The following is a 15,393-nucleotide window of genomic DNA, read 5'->3' on the forward strand; positions in this document are numbered from 1 at the left end:
TTCTATTTTTTTATTTACACACTTTTTATTATACTACCAGATTTTTAAAAAACAAACTCTTCTGGATTGTAATTTCCAGAAGAGTTTTAATTTATCAGTCTCTTTCCTCAAAATATTTTTTTAATGTAAGATATGTATCGTTTTTTGAAAGTTCAAATATAATTGCATGCGTTTTTTCAGTCATTTTTATGGCATTTATGCTTTCGCCTATATATTCAATAATTTTTTCTTCACTTAATATATTTATTGTTTTTTTCAACATACCGATTTTATTATGAATACTGCTTCTTTCTTTTGTTAAATCACTTCTCGAAATTTCTTTCATTTCATCCCATATTTTTATAAGCCCTTCAAAATTCCAATTGTATTTTTGATTGATATTTTCTTTTGAAAGGTCTGTTTTTATTTTGTTTATATACTCTTCTGCTATTTCATATACTTTATCAACCTTCACGCTAATTTCCTGTAAGTCATTAAAGATATGCAATATACAAAATGTATAGAACATAAATAACATATATGAATTTTTTTCTAATCCGTATCGCTTATATATATCATCTTTAGTGTAGGCGTAAATACTTCTTACACTTCGTGGAATAATACATATATAATTTTCCGATGGAGATTCATATAATGAAAGGTTGGCTTTTTCAGCAAATATTTCAACAATTTTTTTTACTTCTTCATCATTGAAATATATATGAATTAATTCTCTATTTTCCTCTTCTGAAATCTCTGTTTTTTCTATTAATTTTGTTATTATCTGTATTGCATTCTCTATGGATTCCATTTTCTCACCTTGATTTTTTAAATATGTATTCTGTAAATGTAAAATCTTCAATTGTTATTTCCTCTTCAAGGGGTATAATATGTATTTTTTTAAATTCAAATATTTCGTTGAAATCTTTTAAAGCTTTTTTAAATAACGGCTCTCTGGTAATATTTATTGTCTTTAGCTGGTGCATATATAAGACTGTATCCAGGATAATTTTATTTGGTTTTTCTATAATCTGACTTAAATATATTTTATTTTCGACCTCTTTTAAAGCTTTTAATAATTTTTTTAGAAAAGAAATTTGCATTTCTTCTATCATTTTTTGTTCGTCTATATTTTCTACTTCATTTTCATCTAAAATTATACTGCTCTTTTGATTATGTTCATATGAATTATTAAAGAATACATTAAAGGCTATGCTTTTTTTTGGTTTTAATGATGAAAATATGTATATTGAAAAAGGATTTAATTCTTTGTATAAAAATAATTTATCAAGGTATTTCTTTTCAATATTTATTTCATTTATTATATGTTCCCAGAAGTTCTTTTCACCAGCTCTCATGATTTCCGTTGTTATCTGTTGATACTTTGTAAGCAATCTGGAATGCATTTCCCTTGATTCTAATAATATTTTCTTTATATAATTCAGATTTTTTGCTTTTTCTTCTGATAAAGTATCAAGATTGTATTCATCAATTAAAAAGAATATCCTGTCAAATATTTGTTTTTCATTTTGTAATTGATTTAGAGTAAAATCATACGTTTCCTCTATTTTTTTAAATTCCACTCTCCATGGAGCTCTGCGGATTTCATATATTAATTTTTCAATATTTTCCAGCTCTGATGAAACCACTAATTTCAATTTTTCAGCTGAGTTTCTTGCATTTATAAATGTTCCTTTTCTAAATTGTTCTTGAAGAAATAATAATTCCATGGTTATCTGTAGCTCTTTATAAACTTCCAGTGTTTTAAGCATAAAATCCTTGCCTGACTTTGTTAAAGAAACCACCGTTTTTATTCCGCTAATATCCCTTTTGGGAAGTATATCAAGAAAGTTATATTTTATTTTTTTCTCTATTCCCTCTACATAATCATAATATTGAAAGGACAAACCTTTAAAACCATTTTCAAAGATTAGTCTTTCAAATATTTCCTTTAATAGATCCTCAGATATTTTATTATCTATATTTTTCATATTTTCTATTATAGATTTAACTTCAACCTCTTTTTCACCTTCAAGTGTTTTATTAAATATATATATTAGCATGAGTATTCCAATTGAAAAGGAACGTGAAGGAGAAATTTTTTTAAAGGATGTGAGATTTCTATATAATGCTGCAAATTCTCCAATTGTAAAAACTCTTTCATGAAATGTTTTAAACACTTTCACTCACCAGCTTTTTTAATAACTGATAATTAATTGCTTCCTGAGGAATATTCTTCCCTTCTCTTATTATATTTAATAACTCTTTTATAAGGTTATTTTCACTTTTTATACTGAACTTTCTTTCCTTGCTTTTTTTAGATTTTTGATTAAGCATAGCTTTATATCCCTTTTCCCAGGGGATAATATGATGTTTATTATATCTTTCTATTAATTTGTTTAGAATAAATATACCATCATAATCTATATCTCCCCAATAATAAAAAATGGTATTAACAGGCACATATTCATATATAAATTCAAAACTGCGTAAAATCTTTTTTCCTTCGCCAAATATAACTGCATCAAAAGGATTTATTCCTTCTTGGTGTAAAAGATAAAAATTATAAAATGGTGTTTGATTTTCTGATATTAAAACCTTTTTTATATTGTTATTAAATGCAAATATATAAAATGGTTCTCTTGAATCAAAGGTATATAAATCTTCTTTTATGTTTATTTTTATGTTTCTTAATACATTTAGTACTTCTCTATCCCTTTCAAATGCCTTTTCATTATCAAATATTTCATAGGCCCTTTCACGCATAGCAACATACTTTTTATCACCGTTTTTCAAGTAATTATCTATCTTCAAAATAATTTCTCTATCTTTTTGATACTCATTTATATGGTTTAAATAATAATCTATATTTATTTTAGGATGTAATAAAAAGAGTTCGTCTTTTTTATTATTTATATTTATACGATATTTGGCCGGTAATGAGGGATATCTTCCATTTTCTTTTTTATTTTTTACAGGTATTAGAATTCCTTTATTCATTAAATTTGTTATTTTTTTATATATTTCTTCATATTCATTATTTGAAATTTTTTCCAGTTCTTCATAGGTGATATATTTCTTTTTATATGATTCAAGATATTTTTTTAAATTCATATTTTCACCATTCCACATAATACCCTTTTTCAAATGTTTCTTTATGTTCTTTTCTGGCTATTTTTAATATGTTATTAGAAACAACCTTATTTTTTACAAGGACAAGGCTATAATTATAATTAAAATATCTGGATATATTCATGTCATTATGTGCCGTAAAGGTGATGAATTGTGCATTATTCTTTTTCATGAGTATCATTAATGGTGAAAGTATATGTTCTGAACTTGCCTTTCCAAATGGATTATCTGATATAACAACCATATTTCCGCCAATATTATTTTTTAATACTTTTACAATTGATATGTATATTGAAAAAAATGCAAAGAACTTTTCTCCACCAGACCAGGCTGATACATTTTCAAGAAAATACCATCGTGGATTTTCAAATGTTTTATCCGGTTTTAATATTTTAATCTTTATCGGTCCATTATTAACCACTTTTAAGAGATTAAAAATTGAAAAACTAATATTTATATACTTCGTTATCTCCTCTTCGCTTTTAAACTTTTCGTTGTTTTTATCTGTGATATGCTTTATTATTTCATCTATATACTCTGAAATTTTTGAATATGCTTCTTCTTCGTTATATTTATTAAATATTATTTTTATTGTTTCAATTTTTCTATCTTCAACATATATTTCTGAATATTTTGAGAGTTTTTTTAATGCTGACATGTATATTGAAACTTCACTCAGAATATTTTTTATCATCTCATTTTTAAATCGCATGGCTTTTTCTTTATAACTTTTTAATGTGTTAATTTTCTTTTCTATTAAATCTTTTACTGTTATATAGAGATTTTTAGCGGTTTCATAGTTAAATTGAAAATCATTTCTTTCATACAAAAATCCCATATTTACTATTAAATCAAATCCTTCTTCTGAAATTAATAATTTCATTTTCTGCCAACCATCTGATATCTCTTCCCTTTTCTTCTTTTCGGTATTTTCCAGATCTTTTAATTCCTGAAAAACTGCTATAAAATTATTATGCAAATGTTCTTTTTGAAATACTGATAAATTTGTTATTATCTGTTTTCCAGGGAATTCATATGGTTGAAGTAATTTTTCTTCATCATTTATATTCATTTCCAGACGCTCTATATTTTTTTCAAGCGCGTTTATTTGATTTTCAATTACTGATAAATTTTCTTTTTTGTCGGATAATTCTTTTTCAAATTTTTCTTTTAAAATAATATATTTTTCTTCAGGAATTTCTTCTACTTCAAAATTGGTTATATCCTTTTTCAACAATTTTATTTCGGCTTCAATTTTTCCAATTTCTCTATTGAATTCACCTATTTCATTTCTATAACGCCTAATATTACTTCGATAATAACTTTCATCTTTTAATTCTGCATTTTTAAGATTTTCAAGTGTTTCCAATTCATATTTATAGCGTTTTATTTTCTGTAATTTATTATTGAGCTTTTTCTGTAATTTTTCTTTCCTTTTATATAATTCTTTTGTATCAATTTGCTGTATAAGATATTCATAGCGTGAAGACAATTCATAAATATCTTCGTTTTCATATTTCCATATTCCCTTTTCATATATATTTAAATATGATTTATATTCAGACTTTTTTAAAAATGTTTCATCTTTTTCTGCACTGATGTATCTCTTTTCTTCTTTAAGTTTTTCCAGCTCTTTGTTTAATTCCAATAATTTGAGATCTATAGATTCTTTTTCTCTATATAATTTTTTATTGAATTCATTTATCTGGAATATATCTATTCCAAATCGGTCATTTAATGTGTTTCGAATATCTCTAATTTTCATCTGTTTTTCCAGTAACTGATTTAACTTATTTGATATCTCTTTTATTTCCGTTTCTAATCTGGATTTTTCATTGATAAGTTCTGCTTTTTCAGAATTTAATTTTGAAATCTTTAATAGGATATTATCTTTATCTTTTTCTAAAACCTTTATTCTTTCTTGAAATTCATTATCTTTTTCAATATCATTTTTTCCATATAGATTTTCAAATTTAATTACAATATCCTGATATTCTTTTATACGATTGTATTCTTCGGATATACTTTCCAGTTCTTTTTCTAATTTTTCTTTATCTGTTTTATATCTCTCATATAATTCTTCAATAGAAATTTCACCAGAAACAAATTTATGATAATCATTCATAATTATCTGAATTCCAGAATTATAAATACTATCATTTATTTCATAATTTGCAAGATTTTCCCTATTTTGTATAAAAATTATGTCATTTGAAAATCTATATTTTCTAAGTTTTTCAGATAATTTTTTTATATCCTTTTTTTCCACTATAATAGAATTTAACAATATTGGATTTTTGTGTTCTATTCCATCTCTTAATAATTTATATCCTGTTGTATAATCATAAAAATTTTTCTCCTGAAGATAATTATCAAGTTTTTCTATAGATTCCGGTATTGGAATATAATTATCTCTTTTAATTCTATCCATTAAAATATCTATAGCTGTTATTTTTTTTGAAATTGATTCTTTTTCAATAAGCAACTTTTTTGAATTTTCTAAAATCTCTATATATAACACTTTAAAAGTTTTTACTCCATACAGTTTTTTTAGAGCATCAATATCATTATATAACTCCTTAAACTTTTCATATTCATCTTTTAATTCTTTTATTTTTTCGACTAAGTTTTCTTTTTTACTTGTATTACCTATTAAATCATTATCAATGGTTTTTATATTGATGTTTATTTCACTAATCTTTTCCTGAATAACATTTACTTTATTCTTTATCTCTTCTATTTGAATATCAAGTGTTTTTATCTTTTTAATTTCAATTATTTTATTTATCTCGGATAGCTTTCTTTCAAGGTATTTTATATCATTAACAAGTGTTTTGATTCTATTATTTTTTTCAGATATGATTTTTATAACTTTATCTCGTCTAACTTCAAGTTTATATATATTTGATTCCAGATCCCTTAATTTTTTATTTAATTCTTTTATCTGCATATCATAATAATCATATAATTTTGAAGATACCTTTTTTATTTCTCTTTTTAAATCTTTATTTGAACTCTTATTTTTTATTTCTTCATCAATAACATTTATCTCATTTTCTAATTCACAATATTCGAGATACTCATCCAACGCTTTTTTTAAGGATATTTTTTCTTCCTCTTCTTCAATTAACCTTTCATATTCGTATTTTGAATCTTCAATTTTTTTAAGTTTTTTCTCATTATTTTTTAATTGATATAATAAATAACCGTTTTTTATATTTTCAATTTTATGATAAATAAAATTTATTTCATTTTGAAGATTTTCAAAAATAGCCGTGTTTTTCACATACTCTTCTTTATATTCTTCTTTTTGAATTTTTAATAATCTATTTATTTCAAATAATGTATATATCTTTTTATTAATTTCAATCTGCGTTTGATATAATTTTTCCAGTTTTTCTACCTGCACTTTAAATAGATTTTCTACCCTTTTACTATCTTCAATCTGTTTTTCCCATATTGGTAGATTTTTAATATTGTCAATTTGTTTTTTGAAAGCTTCAGCAATTTCATTATTTGATTTCTTTCTTTTCAAAGAATACGTAATATTCGGTATAATAAATTGAGAAAGTAGTTTTTCTGTACTTTTCCTTGCTCCAGAGGATATAAACTCCGATACCCCACCTTCGATACGATTGGTACGTGCCATCATTTCCCATTCACTTTTAAATATTCTATATGTTTCAAGATATTTTCTATATTCACTTTTTAAGGTTTCACCGAATATTCTTATGTTATATACTTTCTTATTTCTTTCAAGGTATTCACGAAATTCATTATATTCTACAACTTCACCATTTTCTTTTACATATTCTATATCCTTTAATGTATAATCATATGGAATTTCTATAGTGTAATTATAATAATTTATCCTTTCCGCCTTTTTAGCAACAAACCCTGTAATTAGTTTCTTATTGTTATCGAGTATATGACATAATGTTATATGTGCTGTTCCCTCAATATCCTTTAGCATTGTCTCAAAGGTTCTACCCTCTGCAGAGATTTGTCCAGGAATAATTGTTTGGAATAACAATGAAATAATAAAGGTTTTACCAGAACCATTAGCTATTATAATATTGGTATTTTTTCCAGACATTTCAATATATAGATCATTTATTTTCTTTGTTTTATTATCATAATCAACATTAATTATTCTAAAACTATCTATTTTAGGCATATTAATCTTCTCCCAGATTTATATATTAAATTAGTTTTCAATTATCAATACATTATATTTCAATATCGACATCGCCACCATGTCGCTTTATTTTTAACATTATATCATTTAACGATTTTTTTAATGCAAATATGTTATGTTCATTATCAAAGTACGTAAATACAATCTTTAGAGGTTTTATTATTAGAAGCCCATCAACTACCTTATTTATCTTTTCAAGAACTCTCCCGCTTATTGGTTTTTTTATATATATCTTTAAAACTCCATCTATATTGTAAACTTCAACTATATCTTCTTCATCCTGTTTTTTGTACAAATTCCTTATTTTAGAAACTTTATTTGGTGAAATAAAGATTTTATTAAGTGCTTTTCTTAATTTTTCTTCGGTGATTGGTTTTATGATAAAATAATCAGCACCGAAATTTAAAGCATCAAAAATTTCTTTTTTATTATTTGTAACACTAATAATTATTACTTTTGAATCCGGGAAATTTTTTTTAAGTTTTTTTAATGCATCTAATCCATTGCTCTTTTTCAAAACCAGATCCAGGGTTATTATATCCGGTTGTAACTTTTGATACAAATTAACTAAATTATTACTATCTTCTAATTCGCCAATTACTGTATGGCCAAGACTTTCAATAATTTTCTTTAAGTCTTTTCTTACAACTATATTATCTTCAACAATTAATATTTTGGCCATATATATTCAATCACCTCTATTAAAAATTTTCAGGAAGTATAAACTCAAATGTAGTCCCTTTATTTTCTTCTGAGTAAACCAGTATTTTACCATTAAGTTTTTCAATTTCTTCTTTTACTGCAGATAAACCAACACCTTTACCTCCATATTCATCAGGATTTTCTTTCGTTGTAATTCCATCTCTAAATATAAGATTTAGTATATCTTTTTCTTTTATATTTTCTTTCTCAGCCTTCTCTTTTAATTTTTGCTTATCAATACCTTTACCATCATCGGAAATTTTTATATGTATTTCATTATTTTCAGTATAAACTTTACAATATATATTCCCACCGTAAGATTTTCCTAATATTGAACGTTCCTGTGGATATTCAATCCCATGAACTATTATATTTCTAAATATGTGAATAAGTGATTTATTGAAATTGTAAAATATTTCTGGATCAAAAAGTATATTATCATCAACTTCAACTATAAAATTATCTATTTTCTTTTCAAATTTTTCAGCAAGATCTATAGTATAGTTTTTATACATATTAAAAAGATTGTTGAAATCTTTATAATATAATCTTTTTAATTCTTTTAATATATATTCTGCCTGATCTTCTGGAATACTCTTTTGTACATATTCTTCTAAGGAAAGTATCTTCTTTTTATCAACCCAGATCATCTCATTATTTAGAAATTCTTTACCCAATACTTTTTTTATTAGATCCAGTTCATACATTAAATATGTATCCATTTTTTTCTTTTTAATAAAAGATATTATTTCAGCTTTACTCTTGATGTTTGATTCTTTTAATATATTTATCTCATTTTCAAGTTTATCCAATTCTTTACCAAATTTCAACATATTCCATTGTAAAAATATTCCTTTATATGTATGAATTTTTCTATAAAATTCTGATATAAATTTTTCAATGGTATATAATTCTATATCTTCATATATTTTAGAAGTAACATATTGAAGATAATCGTCTATGTATTTTTTTACTAAATCTTTATATATTATCACATTTAATAACATTTTATTGTTATTTTTTTCCATTTCGAGATTTTTTTCCAGCTGTTTTTTTTCAGTTATGTCTTTTATTATACACATAATTCTTTTTTCAGAATTCATATATATAATCTTATATCTAACCTTTAAAATTTTATCTTTTCTTTTTATTTCCTGCGGTAAAAGTTCTAAATAAACATCTTCCTTTTCCGAATCTTCAAAAATATGTTCAAAAATTCTTTTTTCTATGTCATAATCCTTTTCAAAGAGTAACTCGAATATATTTTTTTTTGAAATATCTTCCATGTTAAAAATATTCAAACATTCGTGACTATATTCATTGTAAACTAAAAAATCCTTCCCAAATGCAAGAAATCCTTCTTCTGAATTATCCAGAAGTAATTTCAGATGCGTTTTGGTTTCATTAAGTAATCTATGATTAATATCGCTTATTTTTGAAATTTTTTGTGTTTGTTTTAATAAGCGTTTATAACTCTTTATTAGATCATTATAATGTGATTTTAATTCTTCATATGAAATATCTTTTTTGATAAATCCTTCATGTTCTTTTAAGTTATTAATTTCATTAAAAAAGATATTTTCAGACATATTTTTCATAATGTCACCTCAAGAGTTTTACTTTTTTATCATTTCAAATGGAATATTTAAATCCTCCATAAAATTTTCTGCAATTTCATATGAAAATTCATTATCTTCATCATAATACCAGTTTATTTTTATTTTTTTATTTTCTTCATAAGCTTCTTCAAGTATATCTAATATAAACATTATAGATTTTGTGCTGCTTGTATTTAAATAACTAATTTCAAATTCAAAAATTACTTCTTCATCAGAAATTTCATTAAAAAAATCTTCTAACCATTTAAATATTGGATTATAAAATTCAAAAGAATTTTCCGGATAAGATTCACCACGTATAGATAATTTCCTTTTTTCTGGATCAAAATTTATTTCAGGTGTAGATTTTGTTGGTTTAATATATAATTTTTCCATTATTGTCCCTCCTATATTTTTACTATTAGTATGAAATAATAAAAATTATTTTCAAGTTTTATGAATTCATACTCTAATTTTCCTTTTGAATGTCTTGCCATTTCCAAAAAACCCAATCCAGCCCCACCAGTATTACTATTTATACTCTCGCGTAATTTCTTTTTATATAATTTTTTTATTTCAGACTTTTCAAGAGAATTAATCTCATCCAATCTTTTTTTTACTCCATTTATATGCTCTTCTCTTATTGCATTTCCTGAACAAATAAAATAATTTTCACCATCTTTACCTACTAATAAAATAGAATCAAGATGAACTTTATTAATATCCTCTTTTGAAAGAATACGTTCATAGTTTTTTATATTCTGGCTTTGTTCAATAAATACTGAGAAAACATTATTTGATCCTACACTCAGATCAGGATCATTTTTTAAATGTTCTCGTAACGCACTTCCAATTTCTTCTATAATACCCTGCGAAAAAGGTCCTATAAAACTAATTATTACATTATTTTCTGTAATTTTGTTTTTCAATTCTAAAATCTTTTTTGGATTCAATTCTCTCCCCCCTAAATAATTAAGAAATCATATTTCTCCCATTTTCTTTAGATTTATATAAAGCTTTGTCTGCCAATTCAATAACCTCATCTATACTCAAACCCTTTTTATATTCTTCAACTCCAAAGCTAGCTGTTAAATTAATCTTTTTCAGAAATTTATCTTGCAAAATTTTTCTTTTTAGTTTTTCAGCAACTTTATGTGCTTCAAATTTATTTGTTTCCGGCAAAAGGATAATAAATTCATCTCCGCCCCATCTAAAAACATAATCAATTTTTCTTAAATTTTGAATTAAAAGCTTTGAAAACGCTACTAAAACTTCGTCTCCAAAGTTATGACCATAGGTATCATTAATATTTTTAAAATAATCAATATCACACAAAACTAATGAAAAAATACGATTATACCTTTTAGCATATTCTATCTCCTGAGAGATTACTTTATCAAATTTTAATCGATTATATAAATTTGTCAATTTATCTCTTTCAGATAAATTTTTCAATTTTTTATTTGAAATTAATAGCTCATCTTTTAGTTTGTGTAAATAGTTTCCCTGAATATCAGAAATATTGGTTATCTTTACAACCTCTTTTAGTAATTTTTCATATTTTTCAATTAGATATTTATATTCCTCTTTTAATTTCTCAAAAGTTATTTGTTCATCTTTTAGTATTTGTTTAGCGTGATTTAATATTTCCATTTCTATTTTAAAATTTTTTTCTAAAATAATATCACCTCAATTTAAACCCTAAAATGGTTATATCATCTCGCTGTTCTTCTCCATTCATATGTTCATATAATGCTTTTTGTAATATTTCCTTTTGTTTTTCCATTGGATATATTTGTATTTCACGAAGCAACTGTATAAATTTCTTTCTTCCAAATCTCTTATTTTGTGGATCATTTTGATCTTCAAATCCATCAGTTGCTAGATAAAAATTCATATTTTTTTCTATATCTATCGATATCTCTTCAAAATCATAATGTGTTTTTGATCTTTTATATCCTATTCCAATATTTTTCCCTTTTATTCTTGTTACTTCTCCATTATTAGTATAATATAAAGATATCCCGGCACCGGCATATAATAATCTGTTTTCATCAGGAATTATATGACAGATACCAATTTCTAAACCATCGTCCATTCTAAAATCCTTTTTATTTGAATTTAATGTTTTTTTAAATATGAGATTTAATCTATTAAGTATTTCTGAAAGGGATAAATGATTAAAATCTTCTGTTATTCTATTTAAAATGGAATTTACTGTCATTGTCATCAATGCACCTGGAACTCCATGTCCAGTACAATCAACTATTGCAAGATAATATGATCCGTCATCATTTTGTTTAAACCAATAAAAATCGCCACCAACACCATTTGCTGGATTCCAGAAAACAAAAATATCTTCAAAATAATTTTTTAAACTATTTTCAGATGGAAGAATTGAATTTTGAATATGCCTGGCATAATTTATACTATCAGTTAATTTTCTATTAGTTTTTTCAAGAACTTTATTCTTTTCTTCAAGAGTCTTTTTTAATTTTAAATTAGAATATACTATATTTTGAATATATAAGAATGCTATTAATAATGTCAATAGAACTACTGAATACAAACTCACACCCTTTATAACAGGCGAAGTAATTTCCGAAGCTTCAACCATTGTAATAACATACCATCCTGTTGAAGGCAATCTTGTGTAGGCAATATAATATTTTTTCGAATTAAAAGTTGATTTAATAATTCCATTATTTCCTTTAAATTCACTTAAATCATTAAATAATTTTTTATTTATATATTCAAGATCTTTATGTAAGATAACCATTCCATCTTTATTTATTACAAAAGATTGTCCTGTTTTATAGCTTAATTCACTGTTAATAAGATTTACAAAATCTTTTATTGAACAATCGGCAGAAAGGACACCTACAACTTCTCCATCTTTTATCAGAGCCTTTCCTGTTGAAATTAACCATTGTTTGCTTGTATATTCTCTATATGGTGTTCCAATATACACCGAATTCGGATCTTTAAGACCTTCTGTATACCACGGCCTTATAGTTGGATCATAGTCTTCAGGAACTTCCCAATTATCAATGATTATTTTTTTATTTTTGTATCCAGTATATATAAACTCAATATTTTTATTTGCGTTTCTATAATTTCTTAATGTTTCCAAAACTTTTTTCTCACTTTCCTTAGAAAAACCGCCATTAATAAAATCTTTATCATTGGCAAATGTTTCAATGATATGTATTAATTCAGTAAAGTAATCATCAATAAATGTTGAGATTACAGAATTTTCACTTTTAATATAATCCTGTGATTTATTTAAATTTGTATTATAATAATATACAGCAGAAATAACGCTGATAGTTGTAATAATTATAAATGAAATAATCAAAGCTAAACTAAGCAGTCTATTTTTTTTAAAATCACTTATAGCCATCATTCACCTCTCGATAACAAAATATTATAATATCATTATATCAAAAAAAATAGGAATTGTAAATTCAAGAAAATCATACTGTTTTTTTATTTTTGAAAAGAGTCTTTTTAACAGTATAAATTACAAATATACACAATAAGAGTTAGTTATTAAGTGTATAATCTAGTATAATTGATTATACACTTAATTTTTTATATTGAAAAATTTTTCAATAAAGGTTATAATGGAGATGAAATTGAATTTTTGGAGTGATCAGGTTGCATTATTGGTTAGCTGTAGTCTCAGCATTTTCATCATCTATAACGTCTGTATTAGGTAAATTTTCCTATACTTTAGGTGCTACTGTTACGCAAATCCTATTTTTAAGATTCTTTTTTTCTTTTTTAATTGCTCTTGTTTTATTTATGGGGTTTGGGTATAAGTTTAAATTTAAAAAATTTTTTATTTTTGGCAGTTTAGGAATTGTTAATTATGGAATAGCTGCCTATTCATTTTTTTTGGGACTTCAATATCTAAGCCCAGCTTATGCAACTGTAGTATATTTCACCAACCCTATTTTTGTTTCTCTATTACAAACGAAAACTACTAATAGAAAGCTCAACTTTTATAATGCAGTTGCGGTAGGCTTATCTTTTGCAGGAGTTTTAATTGCCAATATGGGTGAAAAAGCATTTTTGCAAAATGAAAGCCTGATTTTTGGAACTATAATGGTTTTATTTGCTGCTTTTGTAAACGCTCTTTTTGTAGTTACTGTAAGTGAAAATATAAAAACAAAATATCCAAATCCTCTGGAAAATAGTTTTTACACTTTTTTAGGAACATTTATTTATTACTTTATTTTAATGTCAATTACCAACGGTTTTGAAACTTTAAGTTCCAAATTCTTATTATCAGGATTTTTATTGGCAGTTTTTGCAACATTTGTACCATTAACTTTAAATTATTTCGCACTTAAAAAATTACAATCTCACACTTTAGCCTTATTAATGCCTTTAGAATTAATTTTTGCTTCGGTTTTATCTGCAATTTTTTTATCAGAACAATTTAATGTTTTAAAAGTTTTAGGCTTTTTAATGGTTGCTTCTGCTCCAATTATAGACATTACCTCTATTGAATCACAGGAATCCAATTTTTAAATTAAAATAGATATAGGAGGTTGAATATGTTAAAAGAAATACTTTTCGATCAGGTTAAACCCGCATACGGCTGTACAGAACCTATTGCTGTTGCTTTGGCCGTTGCAGCTGCTAAAAAACATTTTGAAGGCGAAGTTGAAAGGATAGAAGTAGAACTTGATAAAAATACATATAAAAACGGTCTTGAAGTAAATATTCCTGGAACTCCATTTATAGGCTTAGAAATTGCAGCTGCATTATCTTACACATGTGGCGATGCAAGTTTAGGCCTTGAAGTTTTAAAGAATGTTAATCAGAAATGCATAGATGAATCGCATAAATATCTTGGAAAAGTAAAGATTAAGGTGAATAAGGATTTTAATGGTTTAAAGGTTAATTGTGTTTTAAGAGGAAAAAGCAATGTTCAGGTAATTATTGAAGGAAAACATGATAATATCGTTCACATAGAAAAAGACGGGACACCTATTTTAGATAAACCTTTTGAACCTGGTGGAACTTTACTTGATAAAATTAAGGATTATTCAATTGATGAAATTTTGGATTTTATTGAAGATTTTGATGAAGATATTAGAGAATTACTTGAAAAAGCAATTGAAATGAATACTGGTATTGCAGAAAGAGGTTTAAAAAATCCTCAAAATTTCGGAAATGTACTTGATTATGAACCGGTAAATATTGTTCAGGCTGCTGTTGATGCAAGAATGAGTGGTGAGTTAATGCCTGTAATGACTGTTGCAGGAAGTGGCAATCAAGGATTATCCTGTACATTACCTGTAATTGAAATTGGAAAAAAATATGATAATGAAAAAGTATTAAAAGCTATATTATTAAGCATGTTAGTGACTATCTATATAAAAGCATATACAGGAGTTTTAACTCCAATTTGTGGTGCAGGTTCTATTGCGCCAGCTGGTGCTGCTGCAGGTATAGTTTATCTAAAAGGAGGAAATCGTGATCAGATAAAAAACGCTATTAATAATGTTCTCTCTACATTATTTGGTTTAACCTGCGATGGAGCTAAAAAAGGCTGTGCGCTAAAAGCAGGAACTGGAAGTTTTACGGCACTTCAAAGTGCTCAACTTGCATTAAATAATATAAATATTCCGTGTGGTAACGGAATAGCTGCAGACGATGTTGAAGAAACTATTAAAAGAGTTGGAATTTTAACAACTTCTATTAAGAAGTTTGACGAAGATGTTTTAGATTTTATCGGAAAATGCTAATATAAAAGGCGAGTCCATATAA

The 15,393-nt window shown here is 25.1% G+C and carries 12 protein-coding genes; 2 read left to right on the forward strand and 10 right to left on the reverse strand.

Features of this window, described 5'->3' with window-relative positions; translation table 11 throughout:
* Positions 1-94: 94 nt before the first annotated feature.
* The 10 genes from XO11_RS01590 to XO11_RS01635 are packed head-to-tail and all read right to left on the reverse strand — an operon-like array spanning position 95 to position 13,012.
* Positions 95-790: a DUF6063 family protein gene (locus XO11_RS01590; RefSeq protein WP_156865364.1), complete on the reverse strand. Its 696-nt coding sequence runs from the start codon at positions 788-790 to the stop codon at positions 95-97.
* A 4-nt stretch (positions 791-794) separates the two neighbouring features.
* Positions 795-2,159 (reverse strand): hypothetical protein, encoded by a 1,365-nt coding sequence (locus tag XO11_RS01595; protein ID WP_014295744.1) that lies wholly within the window; start codon positions 2,157-2,159, stop codon positions 795-797.
* Entirely contained in the window at positions 2,152-3,111 is a 960-nt protein-coding gene (locus tag XO11_RS01600; protein WP_014295745.1) for a Wadjet anti-phage system protein JetD domain-containing protein, read from the reverse strand. Before XO11_RS01600 ends, XO11_RS01595 begins: the two co-directional genes overlap by 8 nt.
* On the reverse strand, positions 3,098-7,288 hold the full coding sequence (locus XO11_RS01605; RefSeq protein WP_075780165.1) for a hypothetical protein: 4,191 nt from the start codon (positions 7,286-7,288) through the stop codon (positions 3,098-3,100). Before XO11_RS01605 ends, XO11_RS01600 begins: the two co-directional genes overlap by 14 nt.
* Before the next feature lie 52 nt (positions 7,289-7,340).
* Positions 7,341-7,991: a response regulator gene (locus tag XO11_RS01610; RefSeq protein ID WP_014295747.1), complete on the reverse strand. Its 651-nt coding sequence runs from the start codon at positions 7,989-7,991 to the stop codon at positions 7,341-7,343.
* A gap of 19 nt (positions 7,992-8,010) precedes the next feature.
* On the reverse strand, positions 8,011-9,609 hold the full coding sequence (locus XO11_RS01615) for an ATP-binding protein (RefSeq protein WP_075780166.1): 1,599 nt from the start codon (positions 9,607-9,609) through the stop codon (positions 8,011-8,013).
* 18 nt (positions 9,610-9,627) lie between these two features.
* Entirely contained in the window at positions 9,628-10,005 is a 378-nt protein-coding gene (locus tag XO11_RS01620) for a DUF1987 domain-containing protein (RefSeq protein ID WP_014295749.1), read from the reverse strand.
* Positions 10,006-10,016: 11 nt separating this feature from the next.
* A complete protein-coding gene (locus tag XO11_RS01625) occupies positions 10,017-10,562 on the reverse strand; it encodes a SiaB family protein kinase (protein ID WP_014295750.1) in 546 nt (181 codons plus the stop codon).
* A 19-nt stretch (positions 10,563-10,581) separates the two neighbouring features.
* The gene (locus tag XO11_RS01630) at positions 10,582-11,262 is read right to left on the reverse strand and encodes a GGDEF domain-containing protein (RefSeq protein ID WP_014295751.1); all 681 of its coding nucleotides are present in this window, start codon (positions 11,260-11,262) and stop codon (positions 10,582-10,584) included.
* A gap of 31 nt (positions 11,263-11,293) precedes the next feature.
* Positions 11,294-13,012, reverse strand: a complete 1,719-nt coding sequence (locus XO11_RS01635) for a cache domain-containing protein (protein ID WP_014295752.1) — start codon at positions 13,010-13,012, stop codon at positions 11,294-11,296.
* A gap of 257 nt (positions 13,013-13,269) precedes the next feature.
* On the opposite strand from XO11_RS01635, the gene XO11_RS01640 reads away from it, so the two are divergent.
* Positions 13,270-14,148 (forward strand): DMT family transporter, encoded by an 879-nt coding sequence (locus tag XO11_RS01640; RefSeq protein WP_014295753.1) that lies wholly within the window; start codon positions 13,270-13,272, stop codon positions 14,146-14,148.
* A 26-nt stretch (positions 14,149-14,174) separates the two neighbouring features.
* Positions 14,175-15,371, forward strand: coding sequence for a serine dehydratase subunit alpha family protein (locus XO11_RS01645; RefSeq protein WP_014295754.1), 1,197 nt, complete (start codon positions 14,175-14,177; stop codon positions 15,369-15,371).
* The last annotated feature ends 22 nt before the right edge of the window (positions 15,372-15,393 follow it).

This window comes from Marinitoga sp. 1138 (assembly GCF_013363265.1).
Classification (GTDB): Bacteria; Thermotogota; Thermotogae; order Petrotogales; family Petrotogaceae; genus Marinitoga; species Marinitoga piezophila.

Bases quoted from the DNA above. Each gene is read 5' to 3' on its own strand.
- XO11_RS01610 (WP_014295747.1), bottom strand. From the start codon at position 7,991: ATGGCCAAAATATTAATTGTTGAAGATAATATAGTTGTAAGAAAAGAC.
- XO11_RS01630 (WP_014295751.1), bottom strand. From the start codon at position 11,262: ATGGAAATATTAAATCACGCTAAACAAATACTAAAAGATGAACAAATA.
- XO11_RS01590 (WP_156865364.1), bottom strand. From the start codon at position 790: ATGGAATCCATAGAGAATGCAATACAGATAATAACAAAATTAATAGAA.
- XO11_RS01600 (WP_014295745.1), bottom strand. From the start codon at position 3,111: ATGTGGAATGGTGAAAATATGAATTTAAAAAAATATCTTGAATCATAT.
- XO11_RS01645 (WP_014295754.1), top strand. From the start codon at position 14,175: ATGTTAAAAGAAATACTTTTCGATCAGGTTAAACCCGCATACGGCTGT.
- XO11_RS01615 (WP_075780166.1), bottom strand. From the start codon at position 9,609: ATGAAAAATATGTCTGAAAATATCTTTTTTAATGAAATTAATAACTTA.
- XO11_RS01620 (WP_014295749.1), bottom strand. From the start codon at position 10,005: ATGGAAAAATTATATATTAAACCAACAAAATCTACACCTGAAATAAAT.
- XO11_RS01635 (WP_014295752.1), bottom strand. From the start codon at position 13,012: ATGGCTATAAGTGATTTTAAAAAAAATAGACTGCTTAGTTTAGCTTTG.
- XO11_RS01605 (WP_075780165.1), bottom strand. From the start codon at position 7,288: ATGCCTAAAATAGATAGTTTTAGAATAATTAATGTTGATTATGATAAT.